Below are 15484 nucleotides of genomic sequence, written 5' to 3' on the forward strand. Positions count from 1 at the left end.
CTCGGCAGGTCAGCCCACGGTCACGAGGGGGCGGAGGGCGTCCAGGGTCTTGGGGCCGACGCGGTCGACCGAGGCGAGGTCGTCGACGCTCGCGAAGGGGCCGTTGGCCTCCCGGTGGGCGATGATGTTGGCGGCGGTCACCTCGCCGATCCGGGGAAGCGACTCCAGTTCCTCCTGGGTCGCCAGGTTGAGGTTCACCAGCGGCCCGGGGCTCCCGGGTGCTGCCGCGGCCTGGGGGACGCCCACGAGGATCTGCTCGCCGTCGGCAAGGGGGCGGGCGAGATTGAGCAGGTCGAGGTCGGCGTGGGGGAGCGGGCCGCCCGCCGCCTCCACCGCGTCGGAGACACGGGAGTCCGGCGGCAGCGTGTACAGGCCCGGTTCCCGGACATCGCCGCCCACGTGCACCACCAGGTCCGCCGCGGGGGCGGCCGAGGCCGCCGGGGACACCTCGGCGGGCGCGACCGGGGTGACCGCCTCGGGGGCCTCCACCGCGGTCGGCCGGCCGCCGAGGAAGAGGACCGCGGCGACCGCCAGCGCGCCCAGGGTGAGAAGGGCGGCCACGGCACGGCGGGACAGGGTCGCCTCGGGTGCCCACCGGCGCGACAGCCGCTCCAGGAGGGTGCCCTGCCGATCGGGCAGGAACTCCGTGTAGCCGACCGGTGGCCGGCTCGGCCGGACCGCGGGCTCCCCGTTCCGCCCCGCATCCCGGCGCCGCACCCGCGCGGACGCCCCGCCCGGCTCCGGGAGAGGAGGCGCCGGAGCGGGTGGGTCGGAGGTGTTGCGGGGATCGTGCCGGAGCGGGACCGCCAGCGCGTAGGGGGCGCTCGGAAGCCGGTCGGGGCCGGTGCGGGTCGGAGCCGGCGGGTCCGCTGCGGCCCGGCCGCGATGCTCCGGGGAAGGAGGTGCCGGGCGGGGCTGTACGGAGGTGTCGCGGGGGACGCCCTCCTGCGGGCCTCCCGGTGCGCACATGCCCTCGGGAAGCCGCTCGGGGGCCGTGCGGGGCGGTGCCTGCCGGGCCTCCTGGGGCCTGCCCCGGTGGTGTGCGGCCCAGGGCGGAGGCGCGGCGGTGCCTGCGGGGGCGGGCGTGCGGACGGTGAGGGCGTTCTCGAGGTCGTCCTCCGGGCAGGGGGTGCCGGGAGGGCCGCTGCGGCCGTGCCCGGGGGCGGGGACGCGGACGGTGGGGACGTCGTCGGGGGACGGCCTGGGGCGCGGGGCACCCGCCGGGGCGGGAGGGCGGGGGATGCGGGCGCGCAGGCGCTGCTCGGCGGGGGCGGCGCAGGGACGGTGCCGCCGGCCGGCGCGGGAAGAGGTCATGAACCCACGGTAGGAAGGCCGCGGGCTCCGTGCCAGGGCGTCCTCCGTACCTGTGGACAACTTCCCCGGACACACCGAGGGCCCGGTCGGCATCATGTGCCGGCCGGGCCCCGGAAGAACCTCTCGGCCTCCGACCGCCCGTCGCGGGCGGCGGGGGTCAGGCGGACTGCAGTTCGTGCAGGCGCTTGGCGATCGCGCTCTTGCGGTTCGCGGCCTGGTTCTTGTGGATGACGCCCTTGCTGACGGCCTTGTCCAGGGCGCGGGCAGCGGCGCGCTGGGTGGCGGTGGCCTGCTCGACGTCCCCGGCCTCGGCAGCCTCACGGAACTTGCGGACGGCCGTCTTCAGCGAGGAGCGCACCGCCTGGTTGCGGACACGGGCCTTCTCGTTCTGGCGGTTCCGCTTCTTCTGCGACTTGATGTTGGCCATGCGAAAACGTGCTCCAGTTGTTCTGATTCTGCGCGCCGGACGAACAGGCGGCTCAGCTCAAGGGCAGCCGTTCCGAGAGCGGCCGGCGTGATCTCCGGCGCAGGGTGTGTGAGTCCACAGGGCTCGAATTCGAACGTGGAAGTCCGAGACACGGGCTTCCAGTATGCCGTACCCGTGCAACCGCTCCGTGCACCGACTTCTCAGGTGAGGAGCCAGCCGGCGGTGTAGGCCGCCAGGTCCTCCTCGTCGGCCTGGTCGCCCAGGTAGAGGGCCACGCCCAGGGTCATCCCCTCGGGTGCCTCCGCCTCCGTCAGACCCAGGCGGACGGCGGCCAGGGCGGTCCCGGGGGTCTCGGCCCCGTCCAGCGGGCCCCACGCGGCGTCGTGGTAGGTCGGCACCCCGAAGCGCACGGCGACCTCGTCGCGCAGGCGCAGGGCCGACACCGACTGGGTGACCTGCCGGACCATGAAACCGCCGTACAGGGCGTCCCCCGCCATGCCGGTGTCCACGCCCGGCAGCACGACCTCGTCGGCGTGTTCGGCCACCCGCTCCAGGTAGCCCTGGGACCAGTACTTCTCCTCGCGCTCCACGACGAACGACGGCACCCGGCCGCCCGGCACCAGTTCCACGTGCTGGGCCTGCACCGAGAGCACGGGATCCTCGCCCAGCTCCTCGCGCACCGCCTTCACGAGCGCGGGCATCGACGGGTCGTTGACGGTCACCGGGCGGACCTCCAGGTGCACTCCGGCGAACCCGTCCGCGGCCACCTCGGCGGCGGCTGGGGCCAGTGCCCCGCGGGCCTCCTCGCCGAACCGGTCGCGCACCAGCGAGGAGCCCCGGGCCGTGTGGCGCAGCCACGCCAGCGGGCGCACGTCCGGGTACTCCCCGGCCAGCCAGGACAGCAGCTCACCGGTGCCCTCCACCCGCGCGACGGTGCCGTCCTCGGCGATGTCACCCGCGTACACGTACACCGTGTCCACCCCGCCGGTGCCGAGCACCCGGGCCAGCGCCCCGGTGTCCTCCCACGAGCCCACCCACGCCGCATCGGTGCCCCGGGAGACCGCCCACGGCGCCGGCTCGCCCGAGTAGCGGGAGGCGAGCAGGATCCCGGCCCCCGCGACCACGACCGCGATCGCGGCAACACCCGCCAGGAGCCGTGTCAGCAGCCACTTCACCAGATCCGCTCCTTCCCGCCGAGGGCCCGCTCTCGGCCCGGCGTCGCATAACCTGGACACCGTACGCCCGCATCCGCGGCACCCATACTGCCCCACCGCCCGCCGGCCCAGGAGAGAGCGGGGCGGTTGCCATGGGATGATGGAGGATGCCGCAGGTCCCGGCCGCGGCACGGCGCCACCGACGGCGCACACGAACCCCGACCTCGTTGAACGGAGCACGGTGGCACAGCCGAACTGGACCGATCCGGCGCTGATCCGCAACTTCTGCATCATCGCGCACATCGACCATGGCAAGTCGACGCTGGCCGACCGGATGCTCCAGATCACCGGCGCCGTCGAGGACCGCCAGATGCGCGCCCAGTACCTGGACCGGATGGACATCGAGCGCGAGCGCGGCATCACCATCAAGTCGCAGGCCGTCCGCATCCCCTTCACGGCGCTGGACGACAAGACCTACACGCTCGACCTCATCGACACCCCCGGACACGTCGACTTCACCTACGAGGTCTCCCGCTCCCTGGCCGCCTGTGAGGGCGCCATCCTGCTGGTCGACGCGGCCCAGGGCATCGAGGCGCAGACCCTCGCCAACCTCTACATGGCGCTGGAGAACGACCTCGCCATCATCCCGGTGCTCAACAAGATCGACCTTCCGGCCGCCCAGCCCGAGAAGTACGCCGAGGAGATCGCGGGCATCATCGGCTGCGAGCCCTCCGACGTGCTCAAGGTCAGCGCCAAGACCGGCGAGGGCGTCGAGGAGCTCCTCAACGAGATCGTCCGCCAGATCCCGGCGCCCGTCGGCGAGGCCGACGCGCCCGCCCGCGCGATGATCTTCGACTCGGTCTACGACACCTACCGCGGCGTGGTCACCTATGTCCGCATCGTGGACGGCAGGCTCAGTCCGCGTGAGCGCATCCAGATGATGTCCACCAAGGCCTCCCACGAGATCCTGGAGATCGGTGTCAGCTCGCCCGAGCCCGTCAAGTGCGACGGTCTGGGTGTGGGCGAGGTGGGCTACATCATCACCGGCGTCAAGGACGTGCGCCAGTCCAAGGTCGGTGACACGATCACCTCCCTGGCCGACCCCGCCACGAAGATGCTCGCCGGTTACCAGGAACCCAAGCCGATGGTGTTCTCCGGCCTGTACCCGATCGAGGGCACCGACTACCCGGTGCTGCGCGACGCCCTGGACAAGCTCCAGCTCAACGACGCCGCCCTGGTGTTCGAGCCGGAGACCTCGGCGGCCCTGGGCTTCGGCTTCCGCTGCGGCTTCCTCGGCCTGCTCCACCTGGAGATCACCCGGGCCCGCCTGGAGCGCGAGTTCAACCTCGACCTCATCTCCACCGCGCCCAACGTCATCTACCGGGTGGAGATGGAGGACGGCACCGAGCACACGGTGACCAACCCCAGCGAGTTCCCCACCGGCAAGATCGCCTCCATCCACGAGCCCGTGGTCAAGGCCACCGTGCTCAGCCCCTCCGACTACGTCGGCCAGATCATGGAGCTGTGCCAGGACCGCCGCGGCAGCCTCCAGGGCATGGACTACCTGTCCGAGGACCGCGTCGAGATGCGCTACACGCTGCCGATGGCCGAGATCGTCTTCGACTTCTTCGACCACCTCAAGTCGCGTACCAAGGGCTACGCCTCCCTGGACTACGAGCTCAGCGGCGAGCAGGAGTCCGACCTGGTCAAGGTCGACATCCTGCTCCAGGGCGAGGCCGTGGACGCCTTCTCCGCGATCGTCCACAAGGACAAGGCCTACGCCTACGGCGTGGAGATGACCAAGAAGCTGCGCGAGCTCATCCCGCGCCAGCAGTTCGAGGTGCCCGTCCAGGCGGCCATCGGCGCGCGGGTGATCGCCCGCGAGAACATCCGCGCCATCCGCAAGGACGTGCTCGCCAAGTGCTACGGCGGCGACATCAGCCGCAAGCGCAAGCTGCTGGAGAAGCAGAAGGAGGGCAAGAAGCGGATGAAGATGGTCGGCCGGGTCGAGGTGCCCCAGGAGGCCTTCATCTCCGCCCTGTCCACCGACACCAGCGGCGAGGACAAGAAGAAGAAGTAGTCCACCGCCGTGCGACGGCGAAGGGGGCGCCTCCCGGTACGGGAGGCGCCCCCTTCTGCGAGGTCCGGGTTTCCCGGCTCCCGGTCAGCCCTTGACCGCTCCGGAGGTCAGGCCCTCGGTGATGTAGCGCTGCAGGAACCAGAACACCGCCAGGGTCGGCAGGGACAGCATGATGGCGCCCACGGAGAACATGCCGAAGTTGGCGTTGCGCTGGGACTCCACCAGCTGGTACAGGCCCAGTCCCAGGGTCTTGGCGTCGGTGTCGCGCAGGAACACGCTCGCCATGAGGAACTCGTTGATGGTGGAGATGAACACCAGCAGCCCCACGATCGCCAGCACCGGCGTCACCAGCGGCAGCATGATGCGGAAGAACACCTGGGCGTGCGTGGCGCCGTCCATCTGCGCGGACTCGTCCAACTCCTTGGGCACGGTGTCGAAGAAGCCCTTCATCAGCCAGGTGTTGATGCTCAGCGCACCGCCCAGGTAGACCAGCAGCAGGCCCCAGCGGGTGTCGAAGCCGACCACGGGCCAGATCTCGCCGATGTTGCTGAACATCAGGTAGATCGCCACGATCGCCAGGAACTGCGGGAACATCTGGATGACGAGCAGCCCCACCAGGCCCACCCGGCGCCCCCGGAACCGCATCCGGCTGAACGCGTAGGCGGCCAGGGCCGACAGCAGCACCGTCACCGCCGCGTTGGACACGGCGAAGAACAGCGAGTTGGCGTACCAGGTGGTGAAGGGCGTGTTCCGGAACAGGTCCTGGGCGTTGGCCAGGCTCGCCCCGGTCGGCCAGAGCTGCGCGCTGCTCAGCGTGCCGAGCGGGTTCAGCGCGGCCGAGACCACGAAGAGGACCGGGAAGATCGCGAACGCCGCGACCACGATCATCACCACGTGCCGCCAGCCGAGCCTGCGCGCCCACAGGGCGAACCGGGCGGCGGGACTGCGCCGGTAGGAACCGCGCGTAGCGCCGGGGGCATCCGCCGCCATCAGTCCACCTCCTTGAGGGTCTTGCTCCGCCACAGGCTGACCACGGACATCACCGACACGACCAGGAAGATCATCACCGACAGGGCCGCCGCGTAACCGTACTGCGCGGTGGCCTCGCTGAAGGCCATCCGGTACGTGTACGTGATGAGCAGGTCGGTGGCCCCCGCGGTCGGGTCGTCGGGAGAGAACGGGCCGCCCTTGGTGATCAGCCACACCGCGTTGAAGTTGTTGAAGTTGAACGCGAACGTGGAGATGAGGATCGGCGTCATCGCGACCATCAGCATGGGCAGCGTCACGTGCCGGAACGCCTGCCAGGGGCCGGCGCCGTCCAGCTGCGCCGCCTGGCCCAGCTCGCGCGGAATGGCCTGGAGCGCGCCGGTGGCCACCAGGAACATGTACGGGTACCCCAGCCACACGTTGGCCAGGATCACCGCCGCGCGCGCGGTCCACGGGTCGCCCAGCCAGTCGACCTCCGTGCCCAGCAGCTGGTTGAACAGACCGAAGTCGGTGTTGAACATGTCCCGCCACAGCAGGTACATGGCCAGAGAGCTCATCGCGTACGGGAGCACCACCAGGAGCCGGTAGGCGGTCTTCCCGCGCAGCTTGGGCACGTGCAGGGTCAGTGCGACCGCCAGTCCCACCGCGAACACCAGGAAGGTGACGGCGGTGGCGAAGACGACGTTCCACACCAGGATGGAGAAGAACGAGCCGGCGAAGGTCGGGTTGAACAGGAAGCGGGCGAAGTTGTCGAAACCGACGCCCACCTGCCAGCCCTGCGCCAGGCGCTGTCCCTCGTCGTTGTAGAAGGCGCCCCGCTCCTCGTCGGCGTGGTAGACCTCGCCGGTCGCGGAGTCGGTGATGCAGTCGCACTCCTCGTCGTAGACGCGGGTGGCGGTGCCCTCGAAGGCGGCGGACAGGCCGCTGGCGCGGATGCCCGTGCCGTCGCCGGTGGGTACCGCGAAGTCCTCCAGGTCGCCGCTGCGCGCGTTGACCTCGGCAGGTGTGAGGAGCGTGTACCCGAAGGCCTCGGTGACCTTGCCGCTGCCCGGGTCCACGGTGGCGCCGGACAGCTCGGTCATGCCCTCGCTGTCGCCCGCGTAGGTGTTGCCCTCGCCGTCGGTGAGGAGGAAGACCAGGTCACCGGTCTCGGGCGACCCGGTGGTCGCCACGGTCAGCGTGTACTCCGCGCCGCCTTCGGGACGCGACACCGAGTAGGCCTCGATGGCCGCGATCGCCTGCTCCTTGCCTCCGCGATGGCCGTCGCTGAGGTTGGTGACCGACGTGCTCATGGTGTAGAGCACGGGGAGGATCTGGAAGGCGATGAGGAAGAGCACGCCCGGAAGCAGGTACTTGGCGGGGACGGTGCGCTTGGACAGGTAGATCCAGTAGACCAGGGCGACGACGGCGGCCACCACGGCGATGCCGAGCCAGTTGCCCGCCACGTACAGCGGCAGTGCCGCGTAGACGCCCACCGCGGTGAACAGGCTCAGCAGAGCGATCTTGAGGATCTGGCCGCCGAGGGATCCGCCGCCCGCGAACCGGCCCCCCGGAAGGGGGGGACGGGCGGGCGCCCCCGTGGTGGGGGCGCCCGCGCTGTCGTGGTTCTTGGACGCCACGACTATCCGCCGATCTTCTCGGCGATCGTGTCGTGGGCGCTCTCCATGGTCTCGCGGACGTCGGCACCGCCGATGATCGCGGCCTCGGCCTTGCCGAGGGGCTCCCAGGTCTCGCCCATCTCCGGGATGGAGGGCATCGGCATGCCGTCGGCGCCCGCCTCGGAGATCGCGGCGATGGTCGGGTCGTCGGCGGAGACGGACTCCAGGGCCTCGGTCTGGACCGGCATGCGCGGGTCGGCCTCGTAGAGGCTGAGGATGAAGTCGGTGTCGGTGGCGTAGTTGGCGACGAACTCCTGGGCCAGCGCGCTGTTGGCGCTGTCCTTGGTGACGAAGAAGGCCTGGTAGCCGATGTACGGGCTGGCCGGGTCCATGCCCTCGAAGCCGGGGATCGGGCTGATCTCGTAGTTGACGCCCGACTCGTTGGCGTCACCGATGTTCCACGGGCCCGCGACGAAGAACGGGGCCTCGCCGTCGAAGAACAGGGCGGCGTCGTTCTGGGTGTCGATGGAGCGCCGCAGGACGCCCTCGCCCTCCTCGCCGTACTCCGCGACCTTCTCCATGGCCTCGATGGACTCGTCGGAGCCCACGCCCAGGTCCTCGGGGTTCCAGTTGCCCTCGTCGTCCTGGCCGAACAGGTAGCCGCCCGCGGAGGTGAACAGGGTGTTCATGCGGTACGGGTCGCCCTCCTGGCCCACGGCCATGGACAGGACCTCGCTGACCTCGCCGTCGTCCTTGAGCTCCTGGCCGGTCTCGACGAGCTCCTCGAAGGTCTCGGGGGCCTCGGGGGCCAGGTCGGCGTTCCGCATCAGGAAGAGGTTCTCCTGGGAGTAGGGAACGCCGAAGAGCTGGCTGTCGTAGGTGAGCGCCTCGATCGAGGTCTCGCTCAGGCCGTCGGCGCGGTCCTGGGGGAGCTCGATGGGCTGGATGGCGCCGTTGCGGACGAGGTTGCCCGTCCAGTCGTGGGCGCCGATGAAGACGTCGGGGGCGTTGCCCGCCTGGTGGGCGTTGAGCAGGTCGCCCTGGATGTCGCCGAAGGCGAGCTCCTGGACCTCGACCTCGACGCCGTTGGCCTCGGAGAAGGCCTCGGAGGCGGCCTTGATGGCGTCGGCGCGCTCGGGGTCGGACCAGACGACGAGGGTGCCCTCTGCCGCGGTCCCGCTGTCCTCGGAGTCACTGGCGCCGCCACCGCACGCGGTCGCCATCAAGGCGATCGCGGTAATTCCGGTGACCGCGGACGCACTGCGGAATCTCATGGTGTCTTCCTTCCGGGAGGCCTTGGTGACCAGGTTGCGCATGCAGTGCTCCGGAGATCCCGGATGGGGCGTCGGCATGCGTGGTGATGTGACGTTAGCAATAACTTGCAATCTTTGAAAGTCTTTGCAGGCTACTGGGATAAAGATGTGGAAACGCCATGGAAACGGTGGTGTGACGGCGTGCTCTTCGTGGTGAAACCATGACGGTGCGCTGATGATTTCTGTGAGCGAAGCTCAATTCGTCACACCATGGGGTGATCTTTCGCAAAGGAGGGGATCGACCTCCGCTCCCGGTGTGCTCACCCCAGCTCGTTGCGGATCTGGGCCTCCGCCGCGGCCAGGGCGCCGGCCGGGTCCGCCCCGTCGATGATGTCGGCGCTCGCCTGGCCGAAGGGGCTCCACACCGCCTCCATCTCGGGGATCGCCGGCATCGGCAGACCGCCCTCGCCCGCCTCCTGGAACGCCGCGACGTCGGGGTCCTGCTCGGCCACGACCTGAAGGGCCTCCTCCAGCGCGGGGATGCGCGGGTCGGCCTCGTAGAGGATCACCGAGAGCTCGGCGTTGTCGGCGAGATCGGACGCGAAGCGCGCCGCGAGCTCCGGGTCCTTCGCCGCGGAGGAGACGAAGAACGTCTGGACACCGAGCAGGGGCCGGGCCGGGTCGCCGTCGGCGAACGCCGGCACGGGGCTGACCTCGTAGGGGATCCCCGACTGCCGCACCGTCGCCAGGCTCCACGGGCCGGTGATGTAGAACGGTGCCGCGCCCTCGGTGAAGAGCACCCCCGCGCTCTCGGCGTCGACGCTCCTGCTGAGCACCCCCGACTCCCCCAGCTCCGCCAGCCGCTCGAAGGCGGCGACCGACTCGGGCGCGGCCACCCCCAGGTCGCTCGGGTCGGGGTCGCCCGCGGCGTCCTCGCCGAACAGGTAGCCGCCCGCCGAGGTGAAGAGCGGGTGCAGATGGTAGGCGTCGCCCGTCTCACCGACCTGGAGGCTCAGCACCCGGTCGGCGCTTCCGGCGGACACGGCCTCCTTGCCGGTCGCGACCATCTCCTCGAAGGTCGCGGGCGCCTCGGGGGCCAGGTCGGTGTTGCGCAGCAGCGCCAGGTTCTCGGTGGCGTAGGGGATGCCGTAGACCTCCCCGTCCCGGGTGACCGCGTCCAGCGCGCCCTCGACGAACTTCGGTCCGTCCTCGGCCGGGTCCAGGGCCACCGGGGCGATGGCGCCGGCCTCGGCCAGCTCGCCGGTCCAGTCGTGCGGACCGACCAGGATGTCCGGTCCCATGCCGTTCTCCAGGGAACTCTTGAAACTGGAGCGCAGCTCCGCGTTCTCGACCGAGATCACGTCGACCTGGAGGCGTGACGTGCGCGAGTAGGCCTCGGCGAAGGTCATCAGGGCGAGGGCGCGTTCGTCGTCGGCCCAGATGACCAGGTTCTGGCTGCCGATGTCGGTCTCCGTCTCGCCGCCGCCGCAGGCGGTCGCCAGCAGGACCGCGGCGCAGGCTCCGGCGATCGGCGCGAGCGGACGCCGGCGGGGGAAGCGGGAAAAGGGGTTCATGTCGTACCTCCGGTGGAAGGCCCGTCGGGACCCAGGGGGATGCGGAGAGCGGCGGCGGCCCGTGGAAGGGGCGCCGCGTCGGGGGCGGCTCCGGTGGTCCGAGGCGAAGCACAGCGGGTGCCGCCGGCGGGCGGCGGGGAAGGGGGCCGCCGCCCGCCGGTCCCCGGCGGGGGTGGCGGGCGGCGGAGGGCGCCGGCGGCCGGCAGAGGCGGTTCTGCGGCCGCCGGCCCGTCCGTCGAGGTGGTGGCGGGGGAGAGGCCTCAGGCCCTCCGCAGCCACACCGCGGTCTCGGCGGGCAGGGACATGGAGCCGTTCCGGGGAGCCTCGACGGGGCTGCTGGACAGGAGCAGCTCACCGGTCGCGGGCACGTCCACGGGCTCCTCGCCGAGGTTCACCAGGACCCGCACGCCGGGCTCGCGCTCGAAGTGGAGCACGTCCTCGGGCGCGTCGAGCCAGGCCATGGACCCGTCGCCGAGGGCGTCGAGCTCCCGGCGCAGCCCCAGCGCGCGGGTGTACAGCTCCAGGGTGGAGCCCTCCACGCCCCGCTGGGACTCGCGGGTGTAGGTCTTCCACTCCTCGGGCATCGGCAGCCACGGGGTCGACCCCGCGGGGCCGAACCCGAACGGGGACTCCGAACCCGACCACGGCAGCGGCACCCGGCAGCCGTCGCGGCCGCGGTCGGTGCGGCCCGAACGCTCCCAGGTCGGGTCCTGCAGGGACTCCTCCGGCAGGTCGGTGACCTCGGGCAGGCCGAGCTCCTCGCCCTGGTAGATGTAGACCGACCCGGGCAGCGCCAGCATCAGCAGCGTCGCCGCGCGCGCCCGGCGCAGGCCCTGCGCACCGCCGCCGAAGCGGGTGACGTGGCGGACGACGTCGTGGTTGGACAGCACCCACGTGGTGGTCGCGCCCACCGCGCTGTTGGCGGCCAGGGAGCCGTCGATCACCTCGCGCAGCCGCTCCGCGTCCCAGGGCGCGGTCAGGTACTCGAAGTTGAACGCCTGGTGCAGCTCGTCCGGGCGCAGGTAGCGGGCGATCCGGTCGGCGCTCTCCACCCAGGCCTCGGCGACCAGGGCGCGCTCACCCGGGTAGGAGGCGGCGATCCGCGACCAGCGGCGGTAGATCTCGTGGACCCCGTCCTGGTCGAAGTAGGGCAGCGTGGTGCTGCCGTCGAGCATGTCGGCCTTGGCGTCCTCGGCGATGTCGGGAAGCGCCGGGTCCTTGACCATGCCGTGGGCGACGTCGATGCGGAAGCCGTCCACGCCCCGGTCCAGCCAGAAGCGCAGCACGTCGTCGAACTCGTCGTGCACCTCCTGGTTGGTCCAGTCGAAGTCGGGCTGTCCGGGGTCGAACAGGTGCAGGTACCACTGCTCGGGGGTGCCGTCGGGGCGCGTCAGCCGCGTCCAGGCCGGCCCGCCGAAGATCGACTTCCAGTTGTTCGGGGGCAGTTCGCCGTCCGCGCCCCGACCGTCCCGGAAGATGTAGCGCTGCCGCGCGGGGCTGCCCGGCTCGGCGGCCACGGCCTCGCGGAACCACGTGTGCTCGGACGACGAGTGGTTGGGCACCACGTCGATGATGACGCGCAGGCCCAGTCCGTGGGCGGCCTCCAGGAGGGCGTCGAAGTCCTCCAGGGTGCCGAAGCGGGGGTCGACGTCGCGGTAGTCGGCGACGTCGTAGCCGCCGTCGGCGAGCGGTGAGACGTAGAAGGGCGTGAGCCAGATCGCGTCCGCGCCGAGCTCGGCCAGGTGGGGGAGGCGCTCGCGGATGCCGTTGAGGTCGCCCTCCCCGTCCCCGTTGGAGTCGGCGAAGCTGCGCACGTAGATCTGGTAGATGGCCGCATCGCGCCACCAGTGGGACTCGTTCGTCATCTGCGGGGTCCTTCCCAGTGGATGTCTGCAAGTTCTTGCGCAAGGTTACCGTCAACTTTCAACCATGTGACGGCGATCTCGACTAGAGTTGCCCGCATGGGTCCACGACTTGCCGACATCGCACGGCACGCAGGCGTCAGCGAGGCGACGGTCTCGCGTGTGCTCAACGACAAACCCGGTGTCGGCAGCGAAACCCGCAAGGCCGTCCTGACCGCGCTCGACGTGCTCGGTTACGAACGGCCCGCCCGGCTGCGCCAGCGCTCCGCCGGCCTCGTCGGCATGGTCATCCCCGAGCTGGACAACCCGGTCTTCCCCATGTTCGCCCAGGCCGCCGAGGGAGCCCTGGCCCAGCGCGGCTACACCCCGGTGCTGTGCACGCAGACCCCGGGCGGCATAACCGAGGACGAGTACGTCGAACTGCTGCTGGAGCGCAACGTCTCGGGCATCCTCTTCGTCTCGGGGCGGCACGCCGACAGCACCGCCCCGCACGAGCGCTACCGGTCCCTGGTCTCCCGCCGGCTGCCCATCGTGCTCGTCAACGGGTTCACCGAGTCCGTCCCGGCCGCGTTCATCTCCTGCGACGACCGCGAGGCGGGGAGGCTGGCCGTCAACCACCTGGTCGCCCTCGGGCACACCAGGATCGGGTTCACCAGCGGTCCCGAGCGCTACGTCCCCGTGCACCGCAAGCTGGAGGGCTACCACCAGGCGATGGCCCAGTACGGGCTGGACGCCGACGGCCTCGTGCAGCTGTCCCTGTTCGGCGTGGAGGGCGGCCACGCCGCCGCGGTCCGGCTCATCGAGCGCGGGGTGACCGCCATGGTCTGCGGCTCCGACATGATGGCCCTGGGGGCCATCAGGGCGGCCCGCCAGCGAGGGCTGCGGGTCCCCGAGGACTTCTCGGTGGTGGGGTACGACGACTCCCAGCTCGTCGCCTTCACCGACCCGCCGCTGACCACCGTCCGCCAACCGGTCAACGCGATGGCGCTGGCGGCCGCGCGCGCCCTGTGCGACGAGATCGCGGGGCACCCCGTCTCCCACACCGAGTACATGTTCGACCCCGAGCTGGTCGTGCGCGGTTCCACCGCCGTCGCCCCCCGCGCCGCCACCCCCGCCGTCGTCTCCTCCGCTCCCGCGCCCGGCAACCGGCCCGCGCCCGCCACCTCCTGACGCCGAGCGCCCGGCCCCTCGGGGCCGGGCGCTCCTCATCCGCGCGAACGGTCAGCGCAGCACGGGAAAGCGCCGCACCAGCGCCGTACCGGACCACCAGCGCCCCAGCCCCAGGGTGTCGGCCGAGTTGACCAGGGCCAGGCCCACCAGGGTCAGGGCCATCACGATGTGGTCGTCCATGAAGGGGTTGGTGGCGGGGGGCAGCACCGCCGCCCACATCAGCACGAGCAGCAGCGCCCCGCTGGCCGCGGCCACGCGCTCGCCGATGCCCAGCATCAGCGCCGCGCCAATGCCGAGCAGCCCCGCCATGAACAGGGCGTCGGCCCAGGCCACCCCCGCCAAGGAGCCGAAGGCCCCGGCGAAGGGGCCCGAGACGGCGTTGCCCAGGAAGCCCGCGGTGGGGCTTCCGCCCGACAGCCAGGCCCCTTCGGCCGGGGTGGAGAACCCCAGGCCCAGGAGCTTGTCGAGGAAGGCCCACAGGAAGACCCACCCGATGGACAGGCGGATCAGGGCGAAGACGTTGCGGGCGGCGGCCGAGCCGACGACGGGCCCGGTCCTCTGAGGTGCGACCCCGGGGGTGACGGTGGACATCGTTGTCCTCTCCTGTTCTGTGGAGGTCTCTCCCCTTCAGCCAATCCCTCCGCGGCTCCCGGGCCGAGGCCCTCTTGTAGCGGTGTGGGCGGCCGGAAGGCCCTCCGGCTCGGGACCTCCACCTGTTTCGCAGGTCAGCGGCCCCGCACACGCCCTCCGGCAGGTGCGGTGTGACCGTTGTCTCCCCTGGTACGGGGCAGGCCTCGGGGTCGGTGACACTGGAGGCATGCCTTCCGTTGTCCTCGACGGGGACCCCGTACCGCGTACCGGGGATCTGCCCGCAGCCTCACTCGCCGAACTCGCCGGGCAGCCGCTGGGGTTCTACGTCCACGTGCCCTTCTGCGTCACCCGCTGCGGATACTGCGACTTCAACACCTACACCGCGGAGGAACTGGTGTCCCGGGACGGGACGGCCACCGCCTCCCGCGAGACCTACGCCGACCAGGCCGTCGCCGAGATCGCCCTCGCCGACCGCGTGCTCGCGGGGGACCGGCCGCCCGTGAGCACGGTGTTCGTCGGCGGAGGCACCCCCACGCTGCTCGCCGCCGAGGACCTGGGCAGGATCCTGGCCGCGGTCCGCGAGCGCTTCGGCCTGGCGGAAGGGGCCGAGATCACCACCGAGGCCAACCCCGAGACCGTCACCCCCGACTACCTGGCCCGCCTGCGCGAGGCCGGCTTCACCCGGGTCTCCTTCGGCATGCAGAGCGCCCGCTCCCACGTGCTGAGGATCCTGGAGCGCGGGCACACGCCGGGCCGCCCCGAACAGTGCGTGGCATGGGCGCGGCAGGCCGGGTTCGAACACGTCAATCTCGACCTGATCTACGGCACCCCCGGTGAGGGCGACGACGACTGGCGGGCCTCCCTGGCGGCCGCCGTCGCGGCCGGGCCCGACCACGTCTCCGCCTACTCCCTCATCGTGGAGGAGGGCACCCGCCTGGCGGCGAGAGTACGCCGCGGCGAACTGGCCGAGCCCGACGAGGACACGATGGCCGACCGCTACCTCATGGCCGACGACGCCCTCACGGCGGCCGGGTTCACCGCGTACGAGGTGTCCAACTGGGCGCGCGGCCCCGAGGCGCGGAGCAGGCACAACATGCTCTACTGGACCGGCGGCCACTGGTGGGGTGTCGGGCCCGGCGCGCACAGCCACGTGGGCGGCACCCGCTGGTGGAACGTCAAGCACCCCGCCGCCTACGCCGCCCGCCTGGCGGCGGGGGACAGCCCCGGTCACGCCCGCGAGGTCCTCACGGAGGAGGAGCGCCGCTTCGAGCGGATCCTGCTGGAGCTGCGCGTGGAGCAGGGGTGTCCGCTGGAACTCCTGGAACCCGCCGGCCGGGAGGCCGCCCGCAGGGCCGTCGGCGAGGGCCTGCTCGACGCGGCGGCGTTCGGGGAGGGACGCGCCGTCCTCACCCGGCGCGGACGCCTGCTCGCCGACGCGGTGGTGCGCGACCTCACCTGAGACCTGAGACACGCG

General features: G+C 71.5%; 12 protein-coding genes. 3 read left to right on the forward strand and 9 right to left on the reverse strand.

The genetic code is table 11. The features are described 5' to 3' along the window. Positions 1-9 precede the first annotated feature (9 nt). From FHS13_RS21785 to FHS13_RS19590, 3 genes are all read right to left on the reverse strand, one after another. A complete protein-coding gene (locus FHS13_RS21785) occupies positions 10-1314 on the reverse strand; it encodes a helix-hairpin-helix domain-containing protein (protein WP_281388857.1) in 1305 nt (434 codons plus the stop codon). Between the two features lie 157 nt (positions 1315-1471). After that, complete coding sequence (gene rpsT / locus FHS13_RS19585) at positions 1472-1741, reverse strand: 30S ribosomal protein S20 (protein ID WP_184293421.1); 270 nt, start codon at positions 1739-1741, stop codon at positions 1472-1474. A gap of 200 nt (positions 1742-1941) precedes the next feature. After that, entirely contained in the window at positions 1942-2916 is a 975-nt protein-coding gene (locus tag FHS13_RS19590) for a hypothetical protein (protein WP_184293422.1), read from the reverse strand. A 220-nt stretch (positions 2917-3136) separates the two neighbouring features. Here FHS13_RS19590 and lepA point away from each other — a divergent pair, with 220 nt between their 5' ends. Beyond that, entirely contained in the window at positions 3137-4975 is a 1839-nt protein-coding gene (lepA, locus tag FHS13_RS19595; RefSeq protein ID WP_184293423.1) for a translation elongation factor 4, read from the forward strand. Between the two features lie 84 nt (positions 4976-5059). Here the strand turns inward: lepA and FHS13_RS19600 are convergent, their stop codons facing one another. The 5 genes from FHS13_RS19600 to FHS13_RS19620 form a co-directional block, all read right to left on the reverse strand. Further along, complete coding sequence (locus tag FHS13_RS19600; RefSeq protein ID WP_184293424.1) at positions 5060-5965, reverse strand: sugar ABC transporter permease; 906 nt, start codon at positions 5963-5965, stop codon at positions 5060-5062. Next, positions 5965-7581 carry an ABC transporter permease subunit gene (locus tag FHS13_RS19605; protein WP_184293425.1) on the reverse strand — a complete coding sequence of 539 codons (1617 nt, stop codon included), beginning with the start codon at positions 7579-7581 and terminating at the stop codon, positions 5965-5967. The genes FHS13_RS19600 and FHS13_RS19605 overlap by 1 nt, the downstream gene beginning before the upstream one ends. Before the next feature lie 2 nt (positions 7582-7583). Further along, a complete protein-coding gene (locus FHS13_RS19610; RefSeq protein ID WP_184293426.1) occupies positions 7584-8834 on the reverse strand; it encodes a sugar ABC transporter substrate-binding protein in 1251 nt (416 codons plus the stop codon). Between the two features lie 299 nt (positions 8835-9133). Next, positions 9134-10387, reverse strand: coding sequence for a sugar ABC transporter substrate-binding protein (locus tag FHS13_RS19615; RefSeq protein ID WP_184293427.1), 1254 nt, complete (start codon positions 10385-10387; stop codon positions 9134-9136). Positions 10388-10647: 260 nt separating this feature from the next. Further along, positions 10648-12252 (reverse strand): glycoside hydrolase family 13 protein, encoded by a 1605-nt coding sequence (locus tag FHS13_RS19620; RefSeq protein WP_184293428.1) that lies wholly within the window; start codon positions 12250-12252, stop codon positions 10648-10650. Positions 12253-12348: 96 nt separating this feature from the next. Between FHS13_RS19620 and FHS13_RS19625 the strand changes: the two genes are divergently transcribed. Further along, on the forward strand, positions 12349-13419 hold the full coding sequence (locus FHS13_RS19625; protein ID WP_184293429.1) for a LacI family DNA-binding transcriptional regulator: 1071 nt from the start codon (positions 12349-12351) through the stop codon (positions 13417-13419). Positions 13420-13470: 51 nt separating this feature from the next. Here FHS13_RS19625 and FHS13_RS19630 read toward each other — a convergent pair whose 3' ends face one another. Continuing rightward, the gene (locus tag FHS13_RS19630; RefSeq protein ID WP_184293430.1) at positions 13471-14010 is read right to left on the reverse strand and encodes a hypothetical protein; all 540 of its coding nucleotides are present in this window, start codon (positions 14008-14010) and stop codon (positions 13471-13473) included. Between the two features lie 226 nt (positions 14011-14236). On the opposite strand from FHS13_RS19630, the gene hemW reads away from it, so the two are divergent. Further along, positions 14237-15469, forward strand: a complete 1233-nt coding sequence (gene hemW, locus FHS13_RS19635; RefSeq protein WP_184293431.1) for a radical SAM family heme chaperone HemW — start codon at positions 14237-14239, stop codon at positions 15467-15469. The last annotated feature ends 15 nt before the right edge of the window (positions 15470-15484 follow it).

The sequence above is a fragment of the Nocardiopsis algeriensis genome, from assembly GCF_014203695.1.
Classification (GTDB): domain Bacteria; phylum Actinomycetota; class Actinomycetes; order Streptosporangiales; family Streptosporangiaceae; genus Nocardiopsis; species Nocardiopsis algeriensis.